This is a genomic window from Devosia sp. P1_H9 (genome assembly GCF_056405135.1).
In genome coordinates, this window is the sequence record NZ_JBFUCQ010000002.1 from 277834 (window position 1) to 302097 (window position 24264).

Genomic DNA, 24264 nt, shown 5'->3' on the forward strand with positions numbered 1-24264 from the left:
GGATCGCTCCCGGCCTCGTCTAGTCCCTGCATGGGAACTCAGCTTTTCTCTTCCGCCGGCTTGTCGGCAGCCTTGGCCGGCTTCTTGGCCTTGGGCGCCGGGATCGCCTTGGGCCGGGCCGGCCGCGGCGGAACCGCGATCAGCTCGAGCTTGGCATCCGGGCCGATACCGACCACGGCGACAGTGACCGAACCGCCGTTCTGCAGTTCGCCGAACAGCACCTGGTCGGCCAGCGGCTTCTTGACGTGCTCCTGGATCACACGGCCCAGCGGACGCGCACCCATCTTCTCGTCATAGCCACGGACGGCCAGCCACTCGGCCGCTTCCGGGGTCAGCTCGATCGTCACGCCACGCTCGGCCAGCTGGCCTTCGAGCTGCAGCACGAACTTCTCGACCACGCGACGCACCGTTGCCGGCGGCAGCGGCCCAAACGAGATGATGGCATCGAGGCGGTTGCGGAACTCCGGCGTGAACATCCGGTTCACCGCATCCTCGTCGTCGCCTTGCTCGCGCTTGCGGCCGAAACCGATCGGCGCCTTGGAGAGCTCCATGGCACCGACGTTCGAGGTCATGATCAGGATGACGTTGCGGAAGTCGACGGACTTGCCGTTATGGTCCGTCAGCTTGCCGTGGTCCATCACCTGCAACAGGATGTTGAACAGGTCCGGGTGGGCTTTCTCGATTTCGTCGAGCAGCACCACGCAGTGCGGATGCTGATCCACGCCATCGGTGAGGAGGCCGCCCTGGTCGAAGCCGACATAGCCCGGAGGGGCACCGATCAGCCGCGAAACGGTGTGCCGCTCCATGTACTCGGACATGTCGAAGCGCAGCAGTTCCACACCCAGCGTATCCGCCAGTTGCTTTGCCACCTCGGTCTTGCCGACGCCGGTGGGGCCGGTGAATAGGTACGAGCCGATCGGCTTTTCCGGTTCGCGCAGGCCGGCACGGGCCAGCTTGATCGCCGAAGCGAGCGCAGTGATCGCCTGGTCCTGACCGAACACCACCGTCTTGAGGTTGCTTTCCAGGTTGGCGAGCAGTTCGGTATCCGACTTCGACACCGACTTGGGCGGGATGCGGGCCATCGTGGCGATGGTCTGCTCGATATCCTCCACGTCGATCGTGGTCTTGCGGTTCTCCGGGGTCAGCAGCATCTGGCTGGCACCGGTCTCGTCGATCACGTCGATCGCTTTGTCCGGGAGCTTCCGATCATTGATGTACCGGGCGCTGAGCTCGACAGCCGCCTTCAGGGCGTCATCGGTGTACTTGAGCTTATGGTAGTCCTCGAAATACGGCCGTAGCCCCTTCACGATCTCGATCGCATCGGGGATCGTCGGCTCGGCGACGTCGATCTTCTGGAAGCGCCGGACCAAGGCCCGGTCCTTCTCGAAGAACTGGCGGTACTCCTTGTATGTGGTCGAGCCGATGCAGCGGATGTTGCCCGAAGCCAGAGCCGGCTTCAGCAGGTTGCTGGCATCGAGCGCGCCGCCCGAAGTGGCACCGGCGCCGATCACGGTGTGGATCTCGTCGATGAACAGGATAGCGTCCGGGTGCTTCTCGAGCTCCTTCATCACGGCCTTCAGCCGCTCTTCGAAGTCGCCGCGATAGCGGGTCCCGGCTAGCAGAGAACCCATGTCGAGCGCGTAGATCACCGACTCGCGCAGCACCTCGGGCACGTCGCCTTCGATGATCTTGCGGGCCAGGCCTTCGGCAATGGCGGTCTTGCCCACGCCGGCGTCGCCGACATAGAGCGGGTTGTTCTTCGACCGCCGGCAAAGGATCTGGATCGTGCGGCGCAGCTCGGCGTCGCGGCCGATCAGCGGGTCGATCTTGCCGGCGCGAGCCTTCTCATTGAGGTTCACGCAGAAGTCGGCCAAGGCTGAGCTCTGCCCGTTGCCGGACCGCTCGCCTTCCTCGCCCTGCCCGCTGCCACTCGGAGTTTCGGCGCCACGCACGCGCCGCTCCTCGGTCTGGCCCGACTTGGTGATGCCGTGCGAGATGAAATTGACCGCGTCGAGCCGCGTCATGTCCTGCTGCTCAAGGAAATAGGCAGCGTGGCTCTCGCGCTCGGCAAAGATAGCGACGAGCACGTTCGCACCCGTAACCTCCTCCTTACCGGACGACTGGACGTGGATCACCGCGCGCTGGATGACGCGCTGGAATGCTGCCGTCGGCCGCGCATCTTGCCCGTTGGGCACCACGAGGCTGTCGAGCTCTTCGTTGATGAAGTCCTCGAGGTCCGACTTCAGAGCCTCGATGTCGACGTCGCAACCGGTGAGCACCGCGATGGTGTCACGGTCGTCAGTCAGGGCAAGCAGCAGGTGCTCCAGGGTCGCGAACTCATGCGCCCGTTCGCGGGCCAGGTTCATTGCCTGATGGAGGGCCTTCTCAAGTCCGCGGGAGAAAGAGGGCATATGTCGGTTCCTATTGCTTTTCCATCACGCACTGAAGTGGGTGCTGGTTCTTGCGCGCCGCGTCCATGACCCGGGTGACCTTGGTCTCGGCCACCTCGAAGGGGAACACGCCGCATTCGCCTACGCCCTGGTTGTGGACGTGAAGCATGATGCGCATGGCCTCTTCGCGGGTCTTGTTGAACACATCCTGCAGCACCAGGACGACGAACTCCATGGGAGTGTAATCGTCATTCAGCAGCAGCACCCGGTAGAGGCTGGGCCGCTTGCTCTTGGTCTTCGGCTTGGTGATGGTCGCCGTATCGTTCTTGCTTCCCCCATTGCCGTTGCCGTCCTTGCGGTCGTCGTCGGCCCCGCGCAGCGGTACGCCAGAGGCGCCAACCGTCAGGAGCGTCAGGTCGATGGCTGCACGCATGGCTCGGGTCTGGGGAAGATCGGTTCGAAGCAGCATGGTGAGGCCATTATGTAGGCAAAACTCCCCCACTGTTAAGTGCCGAACTACCTAAACTTTGGAGCAGGTCGCGCGGGTCACCTCCGCTTAACCAAGTGCCCGAAATCCATCGCATTTTACGGAATGGTAAGACCGCTTGCCTAAGCTGCCGTCTGACAGGGAGCGTGGCGGGTCTCGTTTGGGGAGGACCTGCCGCCGCTTCTCCAAGAGTAGAGTACGGGTGGCGTTACCGCCCGAGAGTAGTTGGAGTACCGGGTGCTTTCGCAAAAGCATTTTTCCCTTATGCGCGGGCTGTTTTCGCGCCTTGTGGCAGCGGTGATGCTGGCCTTTGCATTGATCCTGCCCATGGTCAGCGCAGCCGACGCCGCGTCCGTGCCGCGCAAGTTCGCGGGCATCGTAATCGACGCCAAATCCGGCAAGGTGATGTACGAGAGCTCGGCAAACGCCGCGCGCTACCCGGCGTCCGTCACCAAGGTGATGACCCTCTACGTCCTGTTCCAGGAACTCGAGGCCGGTAACATTACCTTGAAGACCAAGTTCACCGTCTCGAAATACGCCTCGCAGGCGGTGCCGACCAAGCTCGGCCTCAAGGCCGGCTCGACCATCACCGTCGAGAACGCCATCAAGGCGATCGTCACCATTTCCGCCAACGACATTGCCCGCGTCATCGCCGAGAACATCTCCGGCTCAGAGAGCGCGTTCGCAAAGCGCATGACGTCGACAGCCAAGGCGCTCGGCATGGCCAGCACCACCTACCGCAACGCCTCGGGCCTGCCGGACAAGGGCCAGGTTACCACGGTGCGCGACCAGGCCATCCTCGGCATCGCCGTCTACCAGCACTTCCCGAACTACTACGAGTTCTTCCAGACCAAGAGCTTCTCGTACGGCAAGCGCACCTACGGCAACCACAACCGCTTGCTCGGCAACAATGGCGTCGACGGCATCAAGACCGGCTACACCAATGCCTCGGGTTTCAACCTGCTCACCGCCGCCCGCGCCGATGGACACCACATCGTCGTTGCCGGGTTCGGCTTCGATTCCAGCGGCGCCCGCGATGCGAAGGTGCGCGAGCTGGTCAAGAAGTACCTGCCCAAGAGCCGCAGTGGCGGCTATCTCGATGTCGCAATGATCCCGCAGCCTGGCCGCAAGGGCGCCACCGTCATGGTCGCCTCCGCCGATCCGGTGCCGGTCATGCCTGCCCCCTACCCATCCTTCCGCCTCGATGGCGGCACGGTGAGCGTCACGGCCAAGCTGCAGCCGGTGGAAGCCGCGCAGCAGCCCGACGATATCGTCGTCGCTTCCATCGGCGAAGCCGCGCCGTTGCCGGAGGCACGTCCGGCCGACCTCGGCTTCGACGAGGCAGTACAGGCAGCGAACACTCTCGCCACCCGGCCGACCATCGCCAGCATCGCCCCGCAGGAAGAGCGTCCGCTCGATGTGATCGGCGCCTGGCTCAGCGATACCTTCTCGCTCGGCGCAGCCCCGGCCCCGCTGGGCCAGACCGCCCCGTCCGCTCCGCTGCTGCCGCCTGTCGGCATCGGCGAGGAAGGCCAGCCGATCGACCTGATGACGTCGGGCGGCATCGGCGACACCGCGCCAGATATCATCGAGGACCAGACCCCTCCGCCGGCGCTGCAGGTCGCAACCGTGACCGAGGAGCCGCAGGCCGTCACCGGTGGCTGGATCGTCCAGATCGGCGCTGCGCCCACCGAAGGTGGCGCCAACTCGCTGATCACCGATGCCTCTTCCAAGGTCGGCGACCTCACCGGGTTCCGTTCTTACGTCGAGCGGTTCGAGAAGAACGGGCAAGTGTTCTTCCGCGCACGCTTCGGCGGCTTCGGCGGCCGTGAAGATGCGGCCGGTGTGTGCAACGAGCTCAAGAAAGCCAAGATGAGCTGCCTCGCGATGCAGTCCTAAGCACGCGAAAGGCAGCCGCCCCAGGGAAGCGAATTTGTGGCCTGTGTTGGAGTAGCCCAAATGAGCGATACGTCTAGCCTATCCGAACTCGCCCGATTTGTAGGGCAGTCGGCCCTCGCGTCCGAAGATGCCGTTGTCCGCAGGCAGGCGGTCAACGCCATGGTGACGCGCTTCAATCCGGGCCTCAAGCGCCGCGGTGTCGGGGATCTGCTCGGCGTGGTGATGGCACTCAGCGCCCGCACCCGGCGCATGCTGATGCCGCATGTCGAGATCGAACTCGACGTGTTCGATCCGGACGGCGCACGCGCCGTTCACATCACCCTGCCCCGGCGAACCTGAGTTCTGCCGCGCCGCGCCTGAGGTCTATTCGCCGGCCATGTGCTCGAAGGTGACCGGCTCGCCCGCCGTGGCGGCCAGCGCCTTCTCGCCTTCGATCCGCGCCTTGGCCCGCTCGCTCACCGGCAGCTTCAGCGCCTCGACCAGCGCGCGGTACTCCTGACGGGCACTGAGATGCGACATCGAAGGCAGCCCGCCGAGCATCTCTTCGTCGAGCGGATCGAACACGGTCATCCCGGTCGGGAACAGCGAGCGAAAGATCACGCGCTCGGCTATGCCTTCTGCCACACGGCAACCGAGCCTTACTGCAATCTTCTCTATGGCGCCCTGTACGATCCGGGTGCTGCGCGACGGCAGCATCGAGATGCGATTGCGCACGATCACCCAGTCGATGGTCCGTCCATCGATCGACAACCGCTCGGTCCGCGCCCGTTGCACCAGCCGTGCGTAATGGCTCATCTCCCGCGGATCGCCGGTTACCGGATCCACGTGCGCCATCACGTCGAGGTCGATGATCGAGTCGTTCAGCGGGGTGATCAGCGTATCGGCCAGCGAGTGCGCCAGCCGAGTTAGATGGGTGTCAAAACCCGGCGTATCGACGATCAGGAAGTCCGCGTCGCCCTCGACCTCGATGATCGCCTGCCGGAACAGGTCGAACTCGACTCGCTGGTTCTCCTTGACCGAATCCGACTTCGACAGTGGCAGGTGATAGTGCGTCGCATGCGGCAGCTTCAGGTCGTGTGCCTGGGCCCAGTTGCGGCGGTTGCGGACGTACTGGGTGAGGGTCTGCTGGCGGCTGTCGACGTCGATCGAGGCGACGCGAAAGCCTTGATACATCAGGAAAACGGCGAGATGGAATGCAGTGGTCGACTTGCCTGAGCCGCCCTTCTCATTGCCCACGACAATGACATGCGTCCCTGTCCTGCCCATCAGTCTCCCCTGCCGCTCCGGTGACCCGAAGCGACGCGATTTCGGGATTCGGTATGTATCTGCCCGCCGGAACTATTGATGAGATCGCCTGCACCGTTCAAGGGGTGTTTCAGCATCTGCCGATGACGGGCGTAGACCGTCACCCTAAAGCCGCGCTTCCAGCTCCGCGCGGTCGGCAAGAAACAGCACCTGTCCGCGCTTGTTGCTCTCATAGACGAAGTCGCGCAGCGATGGGCTCTCGGCGGTGAAGCGGGAAATGTCGCCGAGGATGGCGACCCGGAAGCCATACTGCTGGAACTTCTGCAGCACGGCACCGGCGAGCCTGCTGCTCAGCCAGAAGAAGTCATCCACCAGCCGCTCCACAGGAATCGCGATGAGATCGACGCCCAACCCGTAGGTCGAGCCGATTACATCGTTCGAGTCCGCTTCGGTCGCGATGGTCGGCCCCTCGTAGAAGCCAACAGTGACGCCCTTGATCTCAGTCACGTCCATCAGATCAATCCCAATCGTGCCAGTTCCTCGGCGATCTCTATCGAGCCCTCCTCCTCGAAGCCGCCCTGGCCAATGTCGGGCGGAGCGTCCTTCGGGTCGAGATAGCGCCACCCCTGGAACGGCGATTTCGGCCGCGGGATCGTGCGCACCATATCCGGCGCCATGATGATGTCGCAGCACTTCAGACCCTGCTCATCCACCGCTTCGGCGAGCCGCAGGATCGGTTGGCGGCAGCGCACGACACCCGAGATCACCCAATAGATCGAGCCCTGCCCCTCCATCTCGTCCTTGCGCTTGGGCATGGTGCGGGTGCGGTGGACATGGACGTCCTCGCCATAGTCGGCGCCCCACCAGTGAGCCCGCTCGTTGCGATAGCTCTCCAGTTCCTCCAGCGTCGCCACACCGACGCAGAGCTTGATCATATGCATCATGCGTTGCCGGCCGCGTCCCGCTTGGCGTTGATGATGTCGATCTCGTCTTGTTCGACCACCCAGGGCTCCTTCACCGCTTCGGCCAGCCACTCTTGGAACGCCGGAAGCGCATAGATCGCCTCGACATATTCCTGCGCCAGGTCGCTGACCGGCAGCTCGTAGGTGCGGATGCGAGTGGCCACCGGGGCGAACATCGCGTCCGCGGCGTTGAACGCGCCGAACAAATACGGCCCGCCCGAGCGCGACAGCAGATCGCCCCACAGCCGCTCGATGCGCTTCAGGTCATCGGCGACCTCGTCGAAATCGACCTTGCCCGGATGCGAGGCACGCAGGTTCATCGGCGCAGCGTCGCGCAGCGCGTTGAAACCGCCATGCATCTCGGCTGCGGCAGAGCGCGCATATGCCCGCTCGACCCGGTTGGACGGCCAGATGCCCTTCGCCGAGTACTTGTCGTGCAGGTACTCGAAAATGGCGGTCGTCTCGGGGAGCACGACGTCGCCATCCACCAGCACCGGCACCCGGCCGCTCGGCGATTTTTTGCGGAGGTTTTCTTTCCAGCCTTCGCCGCTGAGCAGGACCAGGTCCTCGTCGAAGGGGATTCCAAAGTGGCGGAGCACCAGCCAGGCGCGCAGCGACCAGCTCGAGTAGTTACGGTTGCCGAAGATTAGCTTCATGGTAGGCCTCAAATGCGGAAGGGCGCCGGTGGCCCGGCGCCCTTCCAAAATTCTGTACTATCGAAGGACCTTCAGGTCCAGTTGCGCTCCGTCCTAGGCGCCGGCAACGATAGTGAACACGAGTGACATTGCCAGCAAACAGACCAGTGTCCAGGACACCGTCGGCACTGCCGAACGCCACCATTCGGTCTTTGATTGGCCTCTCATCAAAGCTCCTTCTTGCCGTTCACAGGGCTGCCGCAACCACACACAGTGACGGAATTGCGACAGTAATGATTCGTTAACCCGGCAAGGGCGTGGTTGGGAAGTGGCGGGAAAGCCACAGTGGATAGGTCGTGTATTACTTGTGGACGGCTTTCAGAACAGCCCGAACCACAGCCCCGCCAGCCCGAGAAACGCGAAGAATCCAATGACATCGGTCACGGTGGTGACGAACACCGAGGAGGCGATCGCGGGGTCGACCTTCAGCCTGTTGAGGCTCAGCGGGATCAATATTCCAGCGCTGCCTGCCGCAATCATGTTGATGATCATGGCGAGGCCGATCACCAGCCCCAGACTCAGATTTGCGTAGCGCAGCCAGGTGACCAACCCGATCAGCACCGCGAAGATGCAGCCATTGAGGAAGCCGCCGGTGACTTCGCGGGTGATCAGCCGGCGGACCCGGCCGCGATCGAGGTCGCGCGTCGCCAACGCACGCACCGTCACCGTCATGGTCTGCGTTCCGGCGTTGCCGCCCATCGAGGCGACGATGGGCATCAGTGCGGCAAGCGCCACCATCTGCTCGATGGTGCCATTGAACAGGCTGATGACGAACGAGGCCAGCATCGCGGTGAAGAGGTTGACCACCAGCCACGGCGCTCGGCTGCGCACGGTCGACAGCACGTTGTCCGACAGTTCCTCATCACCCACGCCGCCGAGCAGCTTGATGTCTTCGGTGGCCTCTTCGTGGATCACGTCAACGATATCGTCGACCGTCAGCACGCCGACGAGCCGCTTGTTCTCATCGACCACACCCACTTCGACGAGATCGTAGCGCTCGAAGTCGCGCGCCGCCTCTTCCTGGTCCTCGGTCGCATCGACGGTGAGGACATCGCGGTTCATCAGGTCTTCGATCCGCACCTGCCGCCTGGCGCGCAGGAACTTGTCGAGCGGAATGGTGCCCAGCACCCGGTAGCTCGGATCGACGACGTAGAGCTGGAAGAACTCGTCTGGCAGATCCTTCTCGACGCGCAGGTAGTCGATGGTCTGCCCGACCGCCCAGAACGGCGGGATGGCGATGAAATCGGTCTGCATCCGCCGGCCGGCGGAGTCCTCGGGGAAATCGAGGCTGCGCTTGAGGCTCAGCCGCTCGAAGGCCGGCAGCTGCGCGAGGATCTCCTCGCGGTCGCCGGCATCCATGTCCTCGAGGATGTAGACGGCGTCGTCGTTGTCGAGCGTCGCGACGCCGCGGGCCACGTCCTCGGCGGGCAGTTCCTCGATCAGGTCGGTACGAACGTTGTCGTCGACCTCGGTCAACGCCAGGTAGTCGAACTTATCGCCCAGCATCTGGACAAGCGCGACGCGCTCGTCCTGCTCCAGCGCCTCCAGCACGTCGCCCGCATCGGATGCGTGCAGCGGCTCCATCATCTCGGCGACGTCATGCTCTTCGCCAGCCGACAAGTGGGCGCGCAGGCGCTCGATCCACTCCTGGTTAAGGTGATCGTCCGGGCCGCGAAGCGCGTTCGGATCGGGCCGGGTTTCCCCGATTTCCGCGATGTCGGATTCGTTGGTCATGGAGACCCCGGGAGGCTGGCGCTTCGGGTTCAAGGCTGGTGTAGCCAATCGGTTGCAGATGCGCCAGACTTGCTGCCCAGTCGACCGCTGTTTTTTGCTTCGCTCAGAGGGAGATGGCGATGGCGAGGACCAAGGAAGCCGAGATGGCCCGCATGCTGCGCCTGTGCTCGGCGCTAGGCCTGCCCGAGGTCAGTCAATCCACCAGCTACGGCGCGCCATCGATCAAAGTGAAGGGCAAGAATTTCGCCTCGGTGCGCGGCCCGCAGGAGATGGTCCTCCACTGCCCGCTTGAGCAGAAGGAGCTGCTGATGGAGATGGCGCCCGACATCTACTGGCAGACCGACCACTTCAAAGGCTGGCCGGGCCTGCTGGTGCGGCTCGAAGTCATTGGCGACGAAGAATTGTCGCTGCGACTGGAGGACGCTTGGCGGTTCCGCGCCCCGAAGCGGTTGGCCGACGCGTACGCCGCCTCGAAGTCTTAGGGCGTCAAATCCCTCGGCGGCTCGATGCCGTTGATCAGCGATGCCGTCGTCACCGTATTGGCCAACAGGCACACGATGGTCATCGGCCCGACACCACCTGGCACCGGCGTGATCGCTCCTGCCACTTCCGACGCGGCCGCGAAGTCGACGTCCCCAAGCAGCCGCGTCTTGCCCTCGCCGCGCTCCGGCGCCGGGATGCGGTTGATGCCCACGTCGATCACTGTGGCGCCCGGCTTGATCCAGTCGCCCTTGATCATCTGCGGCCGGCCGACCGCCGCCACGACGATATCGGCCCGGCGCACAACGTCCGCGAGATCCTTGGTCTTGGAGTGCGCCACCGTCACCGTGCAGTTCTCGCGCAGCAGCAGTTGCGCCATGGGCTTGCCGACGAGGTTCGAGCGCCCGACGATCACTGCGTTCAGTCCTTCGAGCGAGCCGAGCGTGTCGCGCAGCAGCATCAGGCAGCCGAGAGGCGTGCACGATACCGGGCCGGGAAGGCCGATCTGCACCTTGCCGACACTAGCCGGGGTGAAGCAGTCGACATCCTTGTCCGGCGAGATGGTGGCGATGACCTTGTTGGGGTCGATCTGCTTGGGCAGCGGCAGCTGCACCAGGATGCCGTGGATGGCCGGATCCTCGTTGAGGTTCTTGACCAGCGCCAGCACTTCGGCCTCCGAAGCGTCCTCGGGCAGCTCGTACTTTTCCGAGTGCATGCCGACCTCGACGGTCTGCTTGGCTTTCTGACTCACATAGATCTGGCTACCGGGATCATGCCCGACGATCACCACAGCCAGCCCCGGCGTCACGTCGTGCTCCCGCTTCAGCCGCTCGACATGGCCGGCGATGCGCGCGCGCAGCCCCTCGGCATAGGTCTTTCCGTCGATGATCTTGGCGGTCATGGAGGCTCCTTGGGCTGGAGCCGCCGATATGGAACAAGTCGCGCGCCGGTGCAACCTCAGTAAGGCGCGCGGATCGCGATCCCTTCCGCCTGCAGCGCCTGCCGCACGGCGCGCGCAATCGCTACCGCCTCCTCGGTATCGCCGTGAATGCAGAGCGAGGTGGCCCGGGTCTGGATCACCGACCCGTCGATCGCCACCAACTCCCCAGCCCGCGCCAGCCGCACTGCCCGCTCTGCAATCGCGCCAGCGTCGTGCAGCACCGCCCCCGACTCCGACCGCGGCACCAGTAGCCCGTGGGGCTGATAGGCCCGATCGGCGTACGCCTCCCGCACCACCGGATAGCCAAGCGTCTCCGCCACCTCGACCTGTGCACTGTCGTCGATCGCCAGCACCGACAGCCCCGGCACCAGTCCGGTGACCGAGGCGAAGCACAACGCCGCCACCGCCGGCTCTTCGGCGGCCATGTTGGCCAGCGCACCGTGCAGCTTCAGATACCGCACCGGGACACCTTCCTCCTCGGCGAACTCCACCAGCATCTGCACCTGGCTGCGCACCTGCTCGTCAAGCTCCTCCGGCGGCAGGAACAGCCGACGCCGTCCGAAATGCTCGCGATCGGCAAACCCCGGATGCGCCCCCACCGCCACGCCGCGCGCCTTGGCAGCGCGCAGGGCCAACCGCATCGTCGTCTCGTCGCCTGCGTGCCCGCCACAGGCAATCGAGGCCGACGAGACGATGTCGAGCAGCGCCGCATCGTGCGGCATGCCCTCGCCAAGGTCGGCATTGAGATCGAGTTCGTTCACCGCTTCAGTCCTTCAGCATGCGCCACCGTCACTGGCTCGAACCGCACCTCGGCCCCTGGCCGCAACTGCGCGAACCGATCGAAATCCGCCGATGCAACGGTCGCGATCCGCGGATAGCCCCCGGTCGGCTGGTGATCCCGCATCAGCACGATCGGTGTTCCATCGCCGAGGATCTGGATATCCCCCGGCACCACGGCATCGGAAACCAGCGACAGTATCTTCGCATCGGCGAACACCCCACCGCGGTCTCCCAGTCGCACCCCCATCCGGTCCAACTGCGGCGACACGACGAAGCTTTCCGTAACGAACCGCTGACGCGTCACGGCGGAGAAGCGATCGGCGTGGATGCCCCAGACGATACGAATGGGGCCATCCGTCACCGGTGTCGGCCGCGGATGTTGCGATGGACGCCGGGGCGACGGGTCGCCGAGGCTCAGGAGATCACCAGCCATCAGGGCCCGTCCACCATACCCGCCAATCCCGGCGATCGAACTGGTGGACCGGCTGCCCATCACCAAGGGCACGTCGATCTCCCGATCGAACCGCAGATAGCCATAATTGCCCGCCGGGCCCGGCCTGATGTCGACTACGGCATCCGCCTTCAGCACCGCCCGCGTCGGCCAGGATTGAGCCACGTCGTCGATGCTCAGTTCGAACACTCCACCATCGCAGGCCATGCTCACGTTGCCGCCGACCGCAAAGCTCAACCCTGCCATCGTGAACTCGATCCCGGTCGCCCCAGCCGCGCCGAGCCAGCCCCCGGCGCGCTCGAACGCCGCGCGATCCATTGGACCCGAGGCGCTGATCCCATGTCGCAGCAGCCCCGGCCGCCCACCATCCTGCAGTGTTACCAGCGGCCCGGCACGAACGATGCGGATCGAGATCACGAGGCAACCTCGAAGCGAATCTGGTCGCCGGCGCGCACCGTCGTTGGTGGTTCACGAGCAGGATCGAAATTCCGAAAGCCGGTGCGGCCGATGACATGCCACCCGGTCGGGATCGGCGTCGACGTTATCGCCGTCTGCCCCGCCGCAAACAGCACGGTACCAGCCGGCACCTGCCGTCGCACGACCGTGCGCCGCGGCACGACCAGTGCCTCCGCATGCATGCCGCAATAGATGAACCCCGGGGCAAACCCGGTCGCCAGCACGCGCAGCGGCGCGACGTTGTGGCCCGCGACGAATGCTGTAGCCGACAGCTTCGCAAGACTCGCCACCTCCTCGAGGTCCGCGCCATCGAACGTCACCGCCACCTTGTGCCGCCTCCCAGGGGGCACCGCGTTACCCGGACCGGAGATCAGTAGCCGCACCTCACCAGCCAGTCGGTCGAAAGTGATCGTCGCGGGCTCGTAACGCAGCAGCACCGAGACAAGGTTCGGCACTACCTCGACGACACCGGGAACGTCTGCTGCCTCAACCCGCGTCGCAAGGTCAATCGCCGCGCGGTTGGCCTCGTCGGACAGCGTCTCGCCGAACCGCACCAGCAGTCCCCGGTCGCCCAGTGGCAGGATCAGCGGTGTCAAATTTGGGCTCCGGACGCTCACGCTCCTGACCTAGCATGGGCCCGCCGCGCCGAAAGCCCCAATCTCCATTTGCTGCCGGTCGTGCGGCGCGCTAGAGCCGGATCATGTCCATTCCCGACTCCAGCGTCATCGTCGAAGGCCACGCCATCGTCTCGGTGGACGGCATGATCGCCGCCGCCGGCGGCACCATGCCACCGGCGCTGCGCAATGAGGCCGACTGGCGCATCTTCCAGGCGGCGCTCGACGCGGCGGCGTTGGTGGTGCTGGGCCGGCTCGGGCACACACGGCATCCCAATCCCGGCCGTCGCCGTCTCGTGCTCAGCCGCTCCGTGGCCGACCTGCGGCCCGATCCGGACGACGCGCTGACCACGCTGTGGAACCCGTCCGGCATGGAGATCGGCGTGGTGCTGGAGCGCCTCGGCATCGCCAAAGGCGTGATCGCCATCACCGGCGGGACCGGCACGTTCGACCACTTCATCCCCTTCTACGACCGCTTCGTGCTGTCGGAAGTCCGTGGGCTCAGCCTCGAGGATGGCATCCCCTGCTTCAGCAAAGGACACCCGCGCTTTGTCCTTCCCGGCGCAGGCCTCGAAGCTCGCGACATGGAACTGATCGACCGTGGCGTGGTGCAGACCCAGTGGGTGCGCCCGTAAGCGATCAGCTCGGATCTTCGATGCGGAAGCCGACCTTCAGCACCACCTGATACTGGGCGACCTTCCCCTCGAAGATGGAGCCACGCACCTGCTCGACCTCGAACCATTCGAGGTTCCTCGTGGTCTTGCTGGCCCGCGCGATGGCCCCCTCGACGGCGTCGGTGATGGACACCGACGACGAGCCGACGAGATCGATCTTCTTGTAGACGTGGTTTGGCATGTCAGTCCCCTTCGGTTGAAGAACGGGCGATGAGCCTGATGCCGCCGTGATCCGGCAGACAAGTTACGGCGCTCTCTTTCGCAAGGACTGTCAAGGGTCGCGTCGGCGCCCGGTTCTTGCTAAATGCCGTCGACAGAATACCGTGATAAGGCCGCGCCGCCCGATGGTGAGCCGCCCTTTCCGCGAAAACTCGAGGTTGTACGACATTGAAGAAGATCGGTTTTCTCTCGTTTGGGCATTGGACGCCCTCCTCGCAGTCGCAGACCCGGTCGGCTTCCGACGCCTTGCTGCAGTCCATCGACCTTGCGGTCGCGGCCGAAGAGCTGGGGGCTGACGGCGCCTATTTCCGGGTCCACCATTTCGCGCGGCAGCTGGCTTCACCGTTCCCGCTGCTGGCGGCCGTTGGCGCCAAGACCAGCCGCATCGAGATCGGCACCGCTGTCATCGACATGCGCTACGAGAACCCGCTCTACATGGCAGAGGACGCCGGCGCCGCCGACATCATCGCCGGCGGCCGCCTGCAGCTCGGCATCAGCCGTGGCTCGCCCGAGCAGGTAATCGATGGCTGGCGCTACTTCGGCTACGCCCCAGAGGAAGGCAAGACCGACGCCGACATGGCCCGCCGCCATGCCGAGGTCTTCCTAGACGTGCTGCAGGGCAAGGGCTTCGCGCAGCCCAACCCGAGGCCGATGTTTGCCAATCCGCCCGGGCTGCTGCGTCTCGAGCCCCATTCGGAGGGATTGCGCGACCGCATCTGGTGGGGCGCCGCGACGACCCCCACGGCGCAATGGGCCGGCACGCTCGGGGTGAACCTGCAGAGCTCGACCCTCGTCATGGCCGAGTCCGACAAGCCCTTCCACATCCAGCAGGCCGAGCAAATCGCCGCCTACCGCAAGGCCTGGGCCGATGCGGGCCACACGCGTACGCCGCGCGTCTCGGTCAGCCGCTCGATCTTCGCTTTGGTCAACGACATGGACCGCGCCTATTTCGGCGGCGATGGCCAGAGCCAGGACCATTTCGGCTACATCGAGCCGGGCAAGCAGGCGGTCTTCGGCCGCAGTTACGCCGCCGAGCCCGACGTGCTGGTCAAGGAACTGGCCGAAGACGAAGCCATCAAGGCCGCCGACACGCTGCTGCTCACCGTCCCCAACCAGCTGGGCGTCGACTACAACGCCCACGTAATCGAATCCATCCTGACCCACGTAGCGCCCGCGCTCGGCTGGCGCTAGTCGGCTCTTGGCGACCGGGCATCCGTCCGGTCGCTCCGGCTGTCGATCTGGTGGAATGGCGGGCAGGGAGGGATTCGAACCCCCGGAACGCTTTCACGTTCGCCGGTTTTCAAGACCGGAGCAATCAACCGCTCTGCCACCTGCCCGACGGTCACGCGTTTAGCGTCAGCCGCGCCTTACGGCAAGAGCAGCGTCGAGCCGGTGGTGGCCCGCGCCTCGAGCGCCTTCTGCGCTTCCACGGCTTCGGCGAGGGGGCGAGTCTGGTCGATGGCGATCTTGATCTTGCCCAGCTCGATGAGGTTGAACAGTGCATCTGCGGCGATGCGCAGGTCTTCCGCCGTACGGAAGTACCCCGCCCCAGTCGGTCGCGTGACATAAAGCGACCCCTTCTCGGCAAGGATGCCGAGCTTTGGGATCGACACGGGGCCCGAGGCGTTGCCGAAGCTGACCATCAGGCCACGCACCTTGAGGCAGTCGAGCGACGGCTCGAACGTCGCCTGCCCCACCCCGTCATAGACCACGTCGACGCCCTTGCCCCCGGTGAACTCCTTCACCCGCGCCACGAAGTCGTCGGTCTTGTAGTTGATCGCTAGGTCGGCGCCGTTCTTGCGAACGATCTCGCACTTCTCCTCGGAGCCGGCGGTGCCGATGACATTGGCGCCGATGGCCTTGGCCCACTGCGTGAGGATCTGCCCGGTGCCGCCGGCGGCCGCGTGGACTAGGATGGTCTCGCCCGCCTTCAGCTCATGCGTCCAGTGCAGCAGGTAGAATGCGGTGGCGCCCTTCAGCAACGCGGCGGCGGCCACCTCGTAGCTGATGCCGTCCGGCAGATGCACGGCCTTCTCGGCCGGCAGCAATCGCTCGTCGGCATAGGCCCCTACTGGTCCCTGATAGGCGATGCGATCGCCGACCTTGAAGCCGGCAACGCCCGGACCGACAGCGATCACCTCGCCGGCCCCCTCGTTGCCCGCGGTGAACGGTAGTGGCGTCTTGTAGAGCCCGGTGCGCTGGTAGACATCGACGAAGTTGAGCCCGATCGCCTTGTTGCGGATCTTGAGCTGCCCTTCGCCGGGCGCACCAACTTCGACCTGTTCGAGCTTCAGCTGCTCGGGGCCACCATACTCTCGGACGACGAAGGCGCGGCTCATGGCTTACTTCCTCGGCGCTGACTTGGGCTTCGCGCGGGCGCGCGACGACGGCGTGGATTTGGGCTTCGGCTTGGACGGCGCGATCGCTTCAGCGGCGGCGTTTGCCGGCACCAGCGCGGCGGCGGCGGCCTTGTGCGGCAGGCCGGCTGCGGCGGCGCGCTTGTTCCGGCGCTCCTTGGCAATGATGTTGATCGCTTCGACCAGCACCGAGAAGCCCATCGCGGCGTAGATATAGCCCTTGGGAATGTGGAAGCCGAGGCCATCGCCGACCAGCGACACGCCGATCAGCAGCAGGAAGGCCAGCGCCAGCATCTTGGTGGTCGGATGCTTGGCGACGAAGTCGGCCACCGGGCCGGACGCCACGAACATGATGCCGACCGCGACGATCACCGCGGCGATCATCACCTCGACATGGTCGGCCATGCCGACTGCCGTGACGATCGAGTCGATCGAGAACACCATGTCGATCACGATGATCTGGCTGATGATCGCGGCGAAGGCCATACTCGCCTGCTTCTTCAGGTCCGGCTCGTGCGGCTCCTCGATCTCGGCATGCATCTCGTGCGTCGCCTTGTAGATCAGGAAGGCGCCACCGGCGATGAGGATGAGGTCCTTCCACGACGGGGCAAAGCCATTGAAGTCAAATACCGGCTGGGTCAGGCCGATGACCCACGAAATCACCAGCAACAGCAGGATGCGGAAGATCAGCGCCAGCGACAGGCCGAGGCGGCGGGCCCTGTCGGCCTGCTCCTTGGGTAGGCGCGAAACCAGTACCGAGATGAAGACGATGTTGTCGATGCCGAGAACGATCTCCATCACGGTGAGGGTCAGGAAGGCGGCCCACACGTTGGGATCGTAGAGGAGTTCCAGCATCGACAGCTCCGTTTTGTTTTTGGCGTGGCGACATACTTAGGGCGCTGAGCCCACAGTTGAAAGAGTTCGCGGCCCGCTCAGCACAGGGTGCGGTTTTTCACCGCGCCCCCTGGCCGTGGGATGATCGCATCGTGCCGAAGCTGGTCCGTCGACCCTGCCGCTGATACTGTAAGTGCCAGATCCCATTCGAAAGTTCCTCAATGGACTCGTTCTCTCCTATCCCCGCCTTGATTGGCGGTGTGCTCATCGGGCTCGCCTCGGCGGTGCTGTGGCTCGGCAACGGCCGCATCGCCGGCATCTCTGGGATTTTTGGGCAGTTGCTGCCGCCGGCGCGCACCGTTGTGTGGCGCCTGGTGTTCCTCGCGGCTCTGGTACTAGGCGCCCTTGCGGCGTCGTACCTCTTCCCAGGATTGGGCGTCGGCGGTCCCCGCGGTCAGCCGGCGCAGCTTGCCGCACCTCCGGCGGGCTGGGGCATCCCTGCCCCGCTCTGGATCGCTGCGTCGGGCCTGCTGATCGGATTCGGCACCAAGATCGGCAACGGCTGCACCTCCGGCCACGGCGTCTGCGGTATCGCGCGGCTATCGAGGCGCTCGTTCGTCGCGGTCGGCGTGTTCTTTTCCGTTGCTATCCTCACTGTCGCCATCACCGGGATCGTCTGACATGGCCGCCTCCATCCGCCTCCCCTATCTCGCCACCGCCGCCGTCAGCGGCCTGCTGTTCGGTGCCGGGCTCTACATCTCGCAGATGGTGGATCCCCTGAAGGTGCTGCGCTTCCTCGACTTCACCGCCATCCCCACCGGCGGCTGGGATCCGAGCCTAGCCTTCGTCATCGTCGCGGCGATCGGGGTGATGTTCGTTGCCATCCGCATCGGCCGCCGGCGCCAGGCGCCGCTGTTCGATGCGCAGTTCCATGAGCCCGAGTTCCACCATATCGACGCCCCGCTGGTCGGTGGCGCCGCGCTGTTCGGCATCGGCTGGGGCATGTCGGGCATCTGCCCGGGCCCGGCTATCTCGCTGATCGCCTTCTGGCCGGACAACCTGCTGCTGTTCCTGCTTGCGATGTTCGCCGGCTCCTATGCCGGTGCGTTGATCATCCCGAGCGGACGCGACAAGCGGCTGGCGCTGGCCCGATGAGCGGCGCGCCCGAAGCTGTCGTCGTGGGTGGTGGGCTCGCCGGGGTCGCTGCCGCGGTCGCCGTAGCGCGCGCCGGGCTGCGTACCGTCCACCTCGCGCCCAAGGGGCCGCCCGATCGCCGCACCTCCGCCCTGATGGGGCCGAGCGTCGACTACCTCCGCGCTTCCGGCCTCGTCACCGATCCTGCCGCGCTGGGCCACCCGCTGACCCAGATCCGCATCATCGATGCCACCGATCGGCTGATCCGGGCGCCGGAGACGCTGTTCGACAGCAAGGACGCGGGCCTCGATGCCTTCGGCTGGAACTTCCCCAACATCAAGCTGCTCGAAGCCTTCGAGGCGGCGCGTGCAGCGCTCGACAATCTCGAGACGCGCGAAGTGGCCCTCTCCAGCATCGATCGCGGCGACAACGGCTGGGTGCTCACCCTCGCCGATGGCGGCATCATCGAAGCGCCGCTGGTGGTCGGCTCGGACGGCAAGAAGTCGCTGGTGCGCGTCGCCACGGATTTCCGCGCCCGCGAGCACGGCTTTACCCAGTCGGCATTGGTCTGCGACCTGGAGCTCGGCCGGCCGCTCGGCGGCGCTTCCGTCGAGTTCCATTACGAGCAGGGGCCGTTCACCCTGGTCCCTGCCGGCGACGCCCGCGCCAACCTCGTCTGGATCGACGATCGCGAGGTCCTGAAGACAGCGCAGGCCGCCGGCCCGGAAGGGCTGCGCGAGATCTTCCTCAAGAAATCGCAGCGGCTGTTCGGCGACATCAAGCTGCTGACGCCGGCGCACATGTTCCTGCTCTCGACGCTCACCGTCGAGCGGGCCGGCATGGATGGCATCGTGCTAGCCGGCGAGGCAGCGCACGCCTTCCCGCCCATCGGCGCCCAGGGGCTCAATCTCGGCCTGCGCGATGTCGCGGACCTCGCTGCGTCGCTCATAAACGTGGACCGCGGCGCTCCCGGCTGGCCCAACGCCGTCAGCACCGACTACGCCGCCCGCCGCGCCGACGATCTCGAGCGCACCGGCGGCATGGTCGACGCGCTGTTCCGCTCCCTGCTCAGCGACTTCCTGCCGGCACAAGCGCTGCGCGCTGGCGGCCTCTGGGCGTTGCGCCTGCTGCCGCCGCTACGCAAGCAGGCCTTCGGCCTCGGCATGGGCAGCCGCTGACACAAAAAAGGGCGCCCGAGGGCGCCCTTTTCAATTCAATCGTCGGACCCGCTTACTGTGCGGGAGGCGTCGCCGGCGGAGCAGCGCCATCGGTGCCGAGCTGCTTGCGCAGTTCTTCGGCGCGATCCTGCAGCTGCTTTTCCAGCGCGGTCGGCGCGGTCGACTGCTTGTTGAACTCGTCGAAGGTCATCGCCGCCTCGCCGTCATAGACGGTGGTGAAGCCGGCCAGCGTGATGTCGATCACGAGGTCCTTGTTCTGGCGATTCTTGGCGGTGAGCTTCAGCACGCCGCCCTTCTTGAGGCTGTTCACGTAGGCCTCGTTGATCACCAGCTGGGTGGCGCAGCTCTGCGGATCGCAGAGCATGAACGGCACGCGGATCGGCTTGCCGCCATCGATCTGCCAGGTGAGGCCGAAGGGCAGCAGCACCCCGAGCGGCACCGCCGCAACGGCGAGCAGACGGCTCTCCTGGCCCGGATCGTCGCGCAACAGGAACGAGCCGAGGAACTGGCCGTTGGCGACGACGACCTGGCGCATAATGCAAGCCTGCTTTCCGCCGTCGATCGGGTCGCAGACCTTGAGCCAGTTCTGGCCCGGGTTGGCAGCGGCTGCCGGCGCGGCGGCTGCATCAGCAGCAGGCGCCGCCGGTGCGGCCGCACCCTCGGCGGGGGCTGCCGGGGCGGCGTCCTGCGCGAGCGCCCCGAAAGAGGGCATCATCAGTGCGGCGACCGCGAAACCAGCAACGACGAGCTTTTTGAGGGTCATTGAATTTCCTTGTGGTGTCCTACCATCGGTGGCTCTCCCGGCCACCCTTGTTCGTGCGCTCTTCAAGGCACGAAACGCGGCAATAACATGACCGAGAGGGCTTCCGAAAGCTTTAACCTGCAAGTGTTGCCGCAGCGCCTGACTCCGAGGCCAGCCGGGCCATCCTTGACAGAATTGCCGCCGTTCCCTTCAGCCGCGCCTCCGGACTCGGCCAGTCACGACTGAACACGAGTTTCTGATCGGGTTTGATCCGGACCTGCATCTGCGGGTCGGAGACCATGCGTACCAGTCCGGCGGGGTTCGGGAATTCCTTGTGCCGCAGGGTCACGACCGCGCCCTTCGGGCCGGCATCCACCTTCTCGACATTGGCCGTGCGGCACAGCGCCTTCACGAGGATGACCTTCAGCAGCGCCTCGACCTCTTCCGGCAACGGCCCGAAGCGGTCGATCAGCTCGGCACCGGCCGCATCGATCTCTCGTGCGTCCGAGAGATCGCCGAGTCGGCGATAGAGCTGCATCCTCAATTGCAGGTCCGGCACGTAGTACTCGGGGATCATCACCGGCATGCCCAGCGAAATTGTCGGGCTCCACTCACCGCGATCCTCGTACTCGGCATCGCCATCGCGCAGCGCCGCAACGGCCTCCTCCAGCATCGCCTGGTAGAGTTCGAAACCGACCTCGCGGATGTGGCCCGACTGCTCGTCGCCAAGCAGGTTGCCGGCGCCGCGGATATCGAGATCGTGGCTCGCCAACTGGAAACCTGCCCCCAGCGTCTCGAGCGACTGCAGCACGGTCAGGCGCCGCTCGGCGGTGTCGTTGAGCTTGCGGTCAGGCGGTATCGTGAACAGCGCATAGGCTCGCTGCTTGGCCCGGCCGATGCGGCCGCGGATCTGGTACAGCTGCGCGAGCCCGAAATTGTCGGCCCGGTGCACCACCAGCGTGTTGGCGTTCGGGATATCGAGGCCCGATTCGACGATCGTGGTGGCCACCAGCACGTCGAACTTGCCGTCGTAGAAGTTGTTCATGATGTCGTCGAGCTCGCTCGGCGGCATCTGGCCGTTGGCCACGACGTAGCTGACCTCCGGCACCTGCTGGCGCAGGAACTCGGCGATATCGGGCTGGTCCTTGATCTTGGGCACCACGTAGAACGCCTGTCCGCCACGATACTTCTCGCGCAGCAGTGCCTCGCGCACGCTCAGCGGATCGAACGGCGAAACGAACGTGCGGATGGCCAGGCGGTCGATCGGGGGCGTCGCCAAGAGCGACAGGTCGCGCACGCCGGTGAGCGCCAGCTGCAGGGTGCGCGGGATCGGTGTCGCGGTCAGCGTCAGGACGTGCACATTGCCCTTCAGCTCCTTTAGCCGCTCCTTGTGGCCGACGCCAAAGTGCTGCTCCTCGTCGATGATGAGAAGCCCGAGATCCTTGAACTGGATAGATTTCGCGAGCAGCGCGTGGGTGCCGATGACAATGTCGACGGTGCCCTTGGTCAGCTCTTCCCTCGTCGATTTCAGCTCGGTCGAAGAGACCAGACGCGACGCCTGCCTGATCCTAAGCGGCAACCCGGAGAAGCGCTCGGTGAAGGTCTTGAAGTGCTGCCGCGACAGCAGCGTCGTCGGCACCACCACCGCCACCTGCCGCCCTGACATCGCCACTGCGAACGCGGCCCGCAGCGCCACCTCGGTCTTGCCGAAGCCGACGTCGCCGCACACCAGCCGGTCCATCACGCGACCCGACGACAGGTCCTCGAACACAGCGTTGATCGCCGCCAGTTGATCCTCGGTCTCGTCGTAGGGGAAGCGAGCCGCGAACTCCTCATAGAGCCCCGGCTGCACGTCCATCGGCTGCACGGTCGACAGCTGCCGCAGCGCTGCGATCTTGATCAGTTGCTCCGCCATGTCGCGGATGCGCTTCTTTAGCTTGCTCTTTTTGGCCTGCCACGCCACGCCGCCGAGCTTATCGAGCTCGATGATCGCATCTGCGCCATAGCGCGACAGCAGCTCGATATTTTCGACCGGCAGATAGAGCTTGGTGTTCTGCGCGTACTCGATCTCGACGCAATCGTGCGGCGCGCCCTGCACCTCGATGGTCTTTAGCCCGAGGAACCGCCCGATGCCGTGATCGACGTGCACCACGAGGTCGCCAGCGGCGAGGCCAGCGGCTTCGGTCAGCGCATCCGAGGCCCTCTTACGCTTCTGTGGCCGCAGCAGGCGTTCGCCGAGGATGTCCTGCTCGGACAGCACCAGCATGTCGTCGGTCTGGAAGCCGGTCTCGAGCCCCAGCACGACCAGCGCCGTGGTCTCCGGCGATGTCGTCTCCGCGTCGCGCCAGTTCTCGGCCAGGCGCGGATGCGCAAGACCATGATCGGCGAGCACCTGCGCCATGCGGTCGCGGGAACCTTCCGACCAGCACGCGATGATGGTCTTCCGCGCCTTCTTCCGCTCGGCGCGGAACAGGTTCACCACCGACTCGAACAGGTTGACGTCCTGCGCCTGCCGCTCTGCGGCGAAGCTCGGCGCTACGCGCCCACCGGCATCGTCGGCATGCTTCATGTCGGGCGTCGCGAACGGCGACAGCTGCACCACGCCCCCGTCCGGTGCCAGCGCGTAGGGGTGCCGCTCCATCTCGTAGAGCTGCGCTGGCGGTACCGGCTTGTATGGCGCGGCGCCCTGCGAGGACTGCTTCTCGTGCCGCGCATCCTCACGCGCCTGATAGTAGTCGGAAACCTGTGTCTGCCGGTCGGCGAACGCTTCCCTCGCCTGATCGTCGAACACGAACGGTGCATCGCCGGCATAGGCGCCGAGGTGGTCCAACTCGTCGTAGAAAAACGCCATCCAGTGCTCGACGCCCGGGTAGCGCTGCCCAGCGCTCACCGCCGCATAGAGCGGATCATCGACGGTATTTCCGCCGAACATCGTGGTGTAGCGTGCCCGGAAGCGACGGATCGCCTCGTCGCTGAGGAGCACTTCGCTCATCGGCGCCAGCGCGATGCGCTTCAGGTTGCCGGTGGTGCGCTGAGTGTCCGGGTCGAAGGTCCGGATGGTCTCCAGTTGCTTCCCGAAGAAGTCGAAGCGCAGCGGAAACTCGACGCCGGCCGGATAGAGGTCGATCAACCCGCCACGCACCGCGTATTCACCTGTCTCGCGCACCGTCGGCACGCGCAGGTAGCCGTTGCCCGAGGCCCAGGCGATCAGCTTCTCGCTGTCCACCACCTGCCCTGCCGCAGCGGCAAAGCTCATCCCCGCAACCGCGTCGCGCGGCGGCAACTTCTGCACCAGCGCGTTGACCGTGGTGAGGACGATCGCGCCTTTCGCCGCACCGCTGGCGACGGTCGACAGCGTCGTCATCCGCGCCGCGATGGTCACTCCGTTCGGCGACACGCGGTCATACGGCAGGCAGTCCCATGCCGGCAGCGTCAGGATCTGGTGCCCCGGCATCATCTGCTCGAGGATCTCCACCATGCGCTGCAGCCGCCGGCCGTCGCGGGCGACGAACACCGCGCTCACGGTCGCATCGGGTGCGGCCTTCAGCCGGTCCTCGACCAGGCGCGCGAGCACCACCGGCTGCATGCCGTCGGGGACATTGGCGATCGTGCGGTCGGCGCGCTGGTCGGTCATTTGGCGGTTCTGAACTTGAGCAGGTCGGCGAGCAGGTCGGCATCGGCGTCGGCGGGTATGGGCTCCTGGCCCATCAGCCACTTCAGGAGATCGGTGTCGGCCTCCTCCAGAAACGTCTCGAAGCGGTCGAGTTCCGCCACCTCCATCCCTCCCAGCCGGGCGTCTGCGTAGGGCCCGAGCATCAGGTCCATCTCCTTGGTGCCGCGATGCCAGGCGCGATAGCGGAGGCGCCGGAGCCGCATAGACAATTCTTCACCGGCGTCTTTTTGAAGGGCCATGATTGGGTGGTCTCGGGGATGTGGATGGCGTGTTTACGCGGATATCGAGCCTCTGTCACGTGGCAGACCTGAACTGTCTCG

At 65.4% G+C, this 24264-nt stretch carries 25 protein-coding genes and 1 tRNA gene; 8 read left to right on the forward strand and 18 right to left on the reverse strand.

Features of this window, described 5'->3' with window-relative positions; genetic code table 11:
- Nucleotides 1–38: 38 nt before the first annotated feature.
- Together clpA and clpS are read right to left on the reverse strand one after the other, a co-directional pair.
- Nucleotides 39–2411: an ATP-dependent Clp protease ATP-binding subunit ClpA gene (gene clpA / locus AC1DYL_RS04560; RefSeq protein ID WP_477149138.1), complete on the reverse strand. Its 2373-nt coding sequence runs from the start codon at nt 2409–2411 to the stop codon at nt 39–41.
- Nucleotides 2412–2421: 10 nt separating this feature from the next.
- A complete protein-coding gene (gene clpS / locus AC1DYL_RS04565) occupies nt 2422–2823 on the reverse strand; it encodes an ATP-dependent Clp protease adapter ClpS (RefSeq protein ID WP_477158178.1) in 402 nt (133 codons plus the stop codon).
- 291 nt (nt 2824–3114) lie between these two features.
- Here clpS and AC1DYL_RS04570 point away from each other — a divergent pair, with 291 nt between their 5' ends.
- Both AC1DYL_RS04570 and AC1DYL_RS04575 read left to right on the forward strand, forming a co-directional pair.
- Entirely contained in the window at nt 3115–4776 is a 1662-nt protein-coding gene (locus AC1DYL_RS04570) for an SPOR domain-containing protein (protein ID WP_477172208.1), read from the forward strand.
- 60 nt (nt 4777–4836) lie between these two features.
- Complete coding sequence (locus AC1DYL_RS04575; RefSeq protein ID WP_477149135.1) at nt 4837–5115, forward strand: hypothetical protein; 279 nt, start codon at nt 4837–4839, stop codon at nt 5113–5115.
- 24 nt (nt 5116–5139) lie between these two features.
- On the opposite strand, the gene AC1DYL_RS04580 is transcribed toward AC1DYL_RS04575, so the two are convergent.
- The 5 genes from AC1DYL_RS04580 to mgtE form a co-directional block, all read right to left on the reverse strand.
- Nucleotides 5140–6042 (reverse strand): division plane positioning ATPase MipZ, encoded by a 903-nt coding sequence (locus tag AC1DYL_RS04580; protein WP_477149134.1) that lies wholly within the window; start codon nt 6040–6042, stop codon nt 5140–5142.
- Between the two features lie 144 nt (nt 6043–6186).
- Nucleotides 6187–6534: a DUF4180 domain-containing protein gene (locus AC1DYL_RS04585; RefSeq protein WP_477172209.1), complete on the reverse strand. Its 348-nt coding sequence runs from the start codon at nt 6532–6534 to the stop codon at nt 6187–6189.
- Nucleotides 6534–6962 carry a DUF1489 family protein gene (locus tag AC1DYL_RS04590; RefSeq protein ID WP_477172210.1) on the reverse strand — a complete coding sequence of 143 codons (429 nt, stop codon included), beginning with the start codon at nt 6960–6962 and terminating at the stop codon, nt 6534–6536. Before AC1DYL_RS04590 ends, AC1DYL_RS04585 begins: the two co-directional genes overlap by 1 nt.
- Entirely contained in the window at nt 6962–7639 is a 678-nt protein-coding gene (locus AC1DYL_RS04595) for a glutathione S-transferase family protein (protein ID WP_477172211.1), read from the reverse strand. The genes AC1DYL_RS04590 and AC1DYL_RS04595 overlap by 1 nt, the downstream gene beginning before the upstream one ends.
- Nucleotides 7640–7996: 357 nt before the next feature.
- A complete protein-coding gene (gene mgtE, locus AC1DYL_RS04600; RefSeq protein ID WP_477149130.1) occupies nt 7997–9412 on the reverse strand; it encodes a magnesium transporter in 1416 nt (471 codons plus the stop codon).
- A gap of 119 nt (nt 9413–9531) precedes the next feature.
- Here mgtE and AC1DYL_RS04605 point away from each other — a divergent pair, with 119 nt between their 5' ends.
- A complete protein-coding gene (locus AC1DYL_RS04605) occupies nt 9532–9894 on the forward strand; it encodes an MmcQ/YjbR family DNA-binding protein (RefSeq protein WP_477149129.1) in 363 nt (120 codons plus the stop codon).
- Here AC1DYL_RS04605 and AC1DYL_RS04610 read toward each other — a convergent pair.
- The 4 genes from AC1DYL_RS04610 to AC1DYL_RS04625 are packed head-to-tail and all read right to left on the reverse strand — an operon-like array spanning nt 9891 to nt 13115.
- Complete coding sequence (locus tag AC1DYL_RS04610; RefSeq protein WP_477172212.1) at nt 9891–10793, reverse strand: bifunctional methylenetetrahydrofolate dehydrogenase/methenyltetrahydrofolate cyclohydrolase; 903 nt, start codon at nt 10791–10793, stop codon at nt 9891–9893. The genes AC1DYL_RS04605 and AC1DYL_RS04610 overlap by 4 nt on opposite strands.
- A gap of 56 nt (nt 10794–10849) precedes the next feature.
- Nucleotides 10850–11593: a LamB/YcsF family protein gene (locus AC1DYL_RS04615; protein ID WP_477172213.1), complete on the reverse strand. Its 744-nt coding sequence runs from the start codon at nt 11591–11593 to the stop codon at nt 10850–10852.
- Nucleotides 11590–12480 carry a 5-oxoprolinase subunit C family protein gene (locus tag AC1DYL_RS04620; RefSeq protein WP_477172214.1) on the reverse strand — a complete coding sequence of 297 codons (891 nt, stop codon included), beginning with the start codon at nt 12478–12480 and terminating at the stop codon, nt 11590–11592. The genes AC1DYL_RS04615 and AC1DYL_RS04620 overlap by 4 nt, the downstream gene beginning before the upstream one ends.
- The gene (locus tag AC1DYL_RS04625; protein ID WP_477172215.1) at nt 12477–13115 is read right to left on the reverse strand and encodes a 5-oxoprolinase subunit B family protein; all 639 of its coding nucleotides are present in this window, start codon (nt 13113–13115) and stop codon (nt 12477–12479) included. The genes AC1DYL_RS04620 and AC1DYL_RS04625 overlap by 4 nt, the downstream gene beginning before the upstream one ends.
- Before the next feature lie 104 nt (nt 13116–13219).
- Between AC1DYL_RS04625 and AC1DYL_RS04630 the strand changes: the two genes are divergently transcribed.
- Nucleotides 13220–13768 (forward strand): dihydrofolate reductase family protein, encoded by a 549-nt coding sequence (locus AC1DYL_RS04630; protein ID WP_477172216.1) that lies wholly within the window; start codon nt 13220–13222, stop codon nt 13766–13768.
- A gap of 4 nt (nt 13769–13772) precedes the next feature.
- On the opposite strand, the gene AC1DYL_RS04635 is transcribed toward AC1DYL_RS04630, so the two are convergent.
- Complete coding sequence (locus AC1DYL_RS04635; RefSeq protein WP_477158186.1) at nt 13773–13988, reverse strand: dodecin; 216 nt, start codon at nt 13986–13988, stop codon at nt 13773–13775.
- 206 nt (nt 13989–14194) lie between these two features.
- Between AC1DYL_RS04635 and AC1DYL_RS04640 the strand changes: the two genes are divergently transcribed.
- A complete protein-coding gene (locus AC1DYL_RS04640; RefSeq protein WP_477149122.1) occupies nt 14195–15217 on the forward strand; it encodes an LLM class flavin-dependent oxidoreductase in 1023 nt (340 codons plus the stop codon).
- 56 nt (nt 15218–15273) lie between these two features.
- On the opposite strand, the gene AC1DYL_RS04645 is transcribed toward AC1DYL_RS04640, so the two are convergent.
- The 3 genes from AC1DYL_RS04645 to AC1DYL_RS04655 all read right to left on the reverse strand — a co-directional run bounded on the left by AC1DYL_RS04645 (nt 15274) and on the right by AC1DYL_RS04655 (nt 17238).
- Nucleotides 15274–15363, reverse strand: a tRNA-Ser gene (locus AC1DYL_RS04645).
- 30 nt (nt 15364–15393) lie between these two features.
- Nucleotides 15394–16365: a quinone oxidoreductase family protein gene (locus tag AC1DYL_RS04650; RefSeq protein ID WP_477149121.1), complete on the reverse strand. Its 972-nt coding sequence runs from the start codon at nt 16363–16365 to the stop codon at nt 15394–15396.
- A gap of 3 nt (nt 16366–16368) precedes the next feature.
- A complete protein-coding gene (locus AC1DYL_RS04655; protein WP_477172217.1) occupies nt 16369–17238 on the reverse strand; it encodes a TerC family protein in 870 nt (289 codons plus the stop codon).
- Between the two features lie 200 nt (nt 17239–17438).
- On the opposite strand from AC1DYL_RS04655, the gene AC1DYL_RS04660 reads away from it, so the two are divergent.
- From AC1DYL_RS04660 to AC1DYL_RS04670, 3 genes are read left to right on the forward strand one after another with little or no spacing between them, the layout of a single operon-like run.
- Nucleotides 17439–17897, forward strand: a complete 459-nt coding sequence (locus AC1DYL_RS04660; protein ID WP_477172218.1) for a YeeE/YedE family protein — start codon at nt 17439–17441, stop codon at nt 17895–17897.
- A gap of 1 nt (nt 17898) precedes the next feature.
- Nucleotides 17899–18372 carry a DUF6691 family protein gene (locus tag AC1DYL_RS04665; RefSeq protein WP_477172219.1) on the forward strand — a complete coding sequence of 158 codons (474 nt, stop codon included), beginning with the start codon at nt 17899–17901 and terminating at the stop codon, nt 18370–18372.
- Entirely contained in the window at nt 18369–19529 is a 1161-nt protein-coding gene (locus tag AC1DYL_RS04670; RefSeq protein WP_477172220.1) for an FAD-dependent monooxygenase, read from the forward strand. Before AC1DYL_RS04665 ends, AC1DYL_RS04670 begins: the two co-directional genes overlap by 4 nt.
- A 52-nt stretch (nt 19530–19581) precedes the next feature.
- On the opposite strand, the gene AC1DYL_RS04675 is transcribed toward AC1DYL_RS04670, so the two are convergent.
- The 3 genes from AC1DYL_RS04675 to AC1DYL_RS04685 all read right to left on the reverse strand — a co-directional run bounded on the left by AC1DYL_RS04675 (nt 19582) and on the right by AC1DYL_RS04685 (nt 24147).
- Nucleotides 19582–20292 (reverse strand): invasion associated locus B family protein, encoded by a 711-nt coding sequence (locus AC1DYL_RS04675; protein WP_477149116.1) that lies wholly within the window; start codon nt 20290–20292, stop codon nt 19582–19584.
- Between the two features lie 112 nt (nt 20293–20404).
- On the reverse strand, nt 20405–23905 hold the full coding sequence (gene mfd, locus AC1DYL_RS04680; RefSeq protein WP_477172221.1) for a transcription-repair coupling factor: 3501 nt from the start codon (nt 23903–23905) through the stop codon (nt 20405–20407).
- The gene (locus AC1DYL_RS04685; RefSeq protein ID WP_477172222.1) at nt 23902–24147 is read right to left on the reverse strand and encodes a succinate dehydrogenase assembly factor 2; all 246 of its coding nucleotides are present in this window, start codon (nt 24145–24147) and stop codon (nt 23902–23904) included. Before AC1DYL_RS04685 ends, mfd begins: the two co-directional genes overlap by 4 nt.
- Nucleotides 24148–24264: the final 117 nt, after the last annotated feature.

What these genes read in the sequence shown, in the direction of transcription:
- AC1DYL_RS04610 (WP_477172212.1), bottom strand. Translation starts at nt 10,793, where the DNA reads ATGACCGCCAAGATCATCGACGGAAAGACCTATGCCGAGGGGCTGCGC.
- AC1DYL_RS04665 (WP_477172219.1), top strand. Translation starts at nt 17,899, where the DNA reads ATGGCCGCCTCCATCCGCCTCCCCTATCTCGCCACCGCCGCCGTCAGC.
- mfd (WP_477172221.1), bottom strand. Translation starts at nt 23,905, where the DNA reads ATGACCGACCAGCGCGCCGACCGCACGATCGCCAATGTCCCCGACGGC.
- AC1DYL_RS04575 (WP_477149135.1), top strand. Translation starts at nt 4,837, where the DNA reads ATGAGCGATACGTCTAGCCTATCCGAACTCGCCCGATTTGTAGGGCAG.
- clpS (WP_477158178.1), bottom strand. Translation starts at nt 2,823, where the DNA reads ATGCGTGCAGCCATCGACCTGACGCTCCTGACGGTTGGCGCCTCTGGC.
- mgtE (WP_477149130.1), bottom strand. Translation starts at nt 9,412, where the DNA reads ATGACCAACGAATCCGACATCGCGGAAATCGGGGAAACCCGGCCCGAT.
- AC1DYL_RS04650 (WP_477149121.1), bottom strand. Translation starts at nt 16,365, where the DNA reads ATGAGCCGCGCCTTCGTCGTCCGAGAGTATGGTGGCCCCGAGCAGCTG.
- AC1DYL_RS04635 (WP_477158186.1), bottom strand. Translation starts at nt 13,988, where the DNA reads ATGCCAAACCACGTCTACAAGAAGATCGATCTCGTCGGCTCGTCGTCG.
- AC1DYL_RS04655 (WP_477172217.1), bottom strand. Translation starts at nt 17,238, where the DNA reads ATGCTGGAACTCCTCTACGATCCCAACGTGTGGGCCGCCTTCCTGACC.
- clpA (WP_477149138.1), bottom strand. Translation starts at nt 2,411, where the DNA reads ATGCCCTCTTTCTCCCGCGGACTTGAGAAGGCCCTCCATCAGGCAATG.
- AC1DYL_RS04605 (WP_477149129.1), top strand. Translation starts at nt 9,532, where the DNA reads ATGGCGAGGACCAAGGAAGCCGAGATGGCCCGCATGCTGCGCCTGTGC.
- AC1DYL_RS04670 (WP_477172220.1), top strand. Translation starts at nt 18,369, where the DNA reads ATGAGCGGCGCGCCCGAAGCTGTCGTCGTGGGTGGTGGGCTCGCCGGG.
- AC1DYL_RS04595 (WP_477172211.1), bottom strand. Translation starts at nt 7,639, where the DNA reads ATGAAGCTAATCTTCGGCAACCGTAACTACTCGAGCTGGTCGCTGCGC.
- AC1DYL_RS04585 (WP_477172209.1), bottom strand. Translation starts at nt 6,534, where the DNA reads ATGGACGTGACTGAGATCAAGGGCGTCACTGTTGGCTTCTACGAGGGG.
- AC1DYL_RS04590 (WP_477172210.1), bottom strand. Translation starts at nt 6,962, where the DNA reads ATGCATATGATCAAGCTCTGCGTCGGTGTGGCGACGCTGGAGGAACTG.
- AC1DYL_RS04675 (WP_477149116.1), bottom strand. Translation starts at nt 20,292, where the DNA reads ATGACCCTCAAAAAGCTCGTCGTTGCTGGTTTCGCGGTCGCCGCACTG.
- AC1DYL_RS04660 (WP_477172218.1), top strand. Translation starts at nt 17,439, where the DNA reads ATGGACTCGTTCTCTCCTATCCCCGCCTTGATTGGCGGTGTGCTCATC.
- AC1DYL_RS04685 (WP_477172222.1), bottom strand. Translation starts at nt 24,147, where the DNA reads ATGCGGCTCCGGCGCCTCCGCTATCGCGCCTGGCATCGCGGCACCAAG.
- AC1DYL_RS04580 (WP_477149134.1), bottom strand. Translation starts at nt 6,042, where the DNA reads ATGGGCAGGACAGGGACGCATGTCATTGTCGTGGGCAATGAGAAGGGC.
- AC1DYL_RS04630 (WP_477172216.1), top strand. Translation starts at nt 13,220, where the DNA reads ATGTCCATTCCCGACTCCAGCGTCATCGTCGAAGGCCACGCCATCGTC.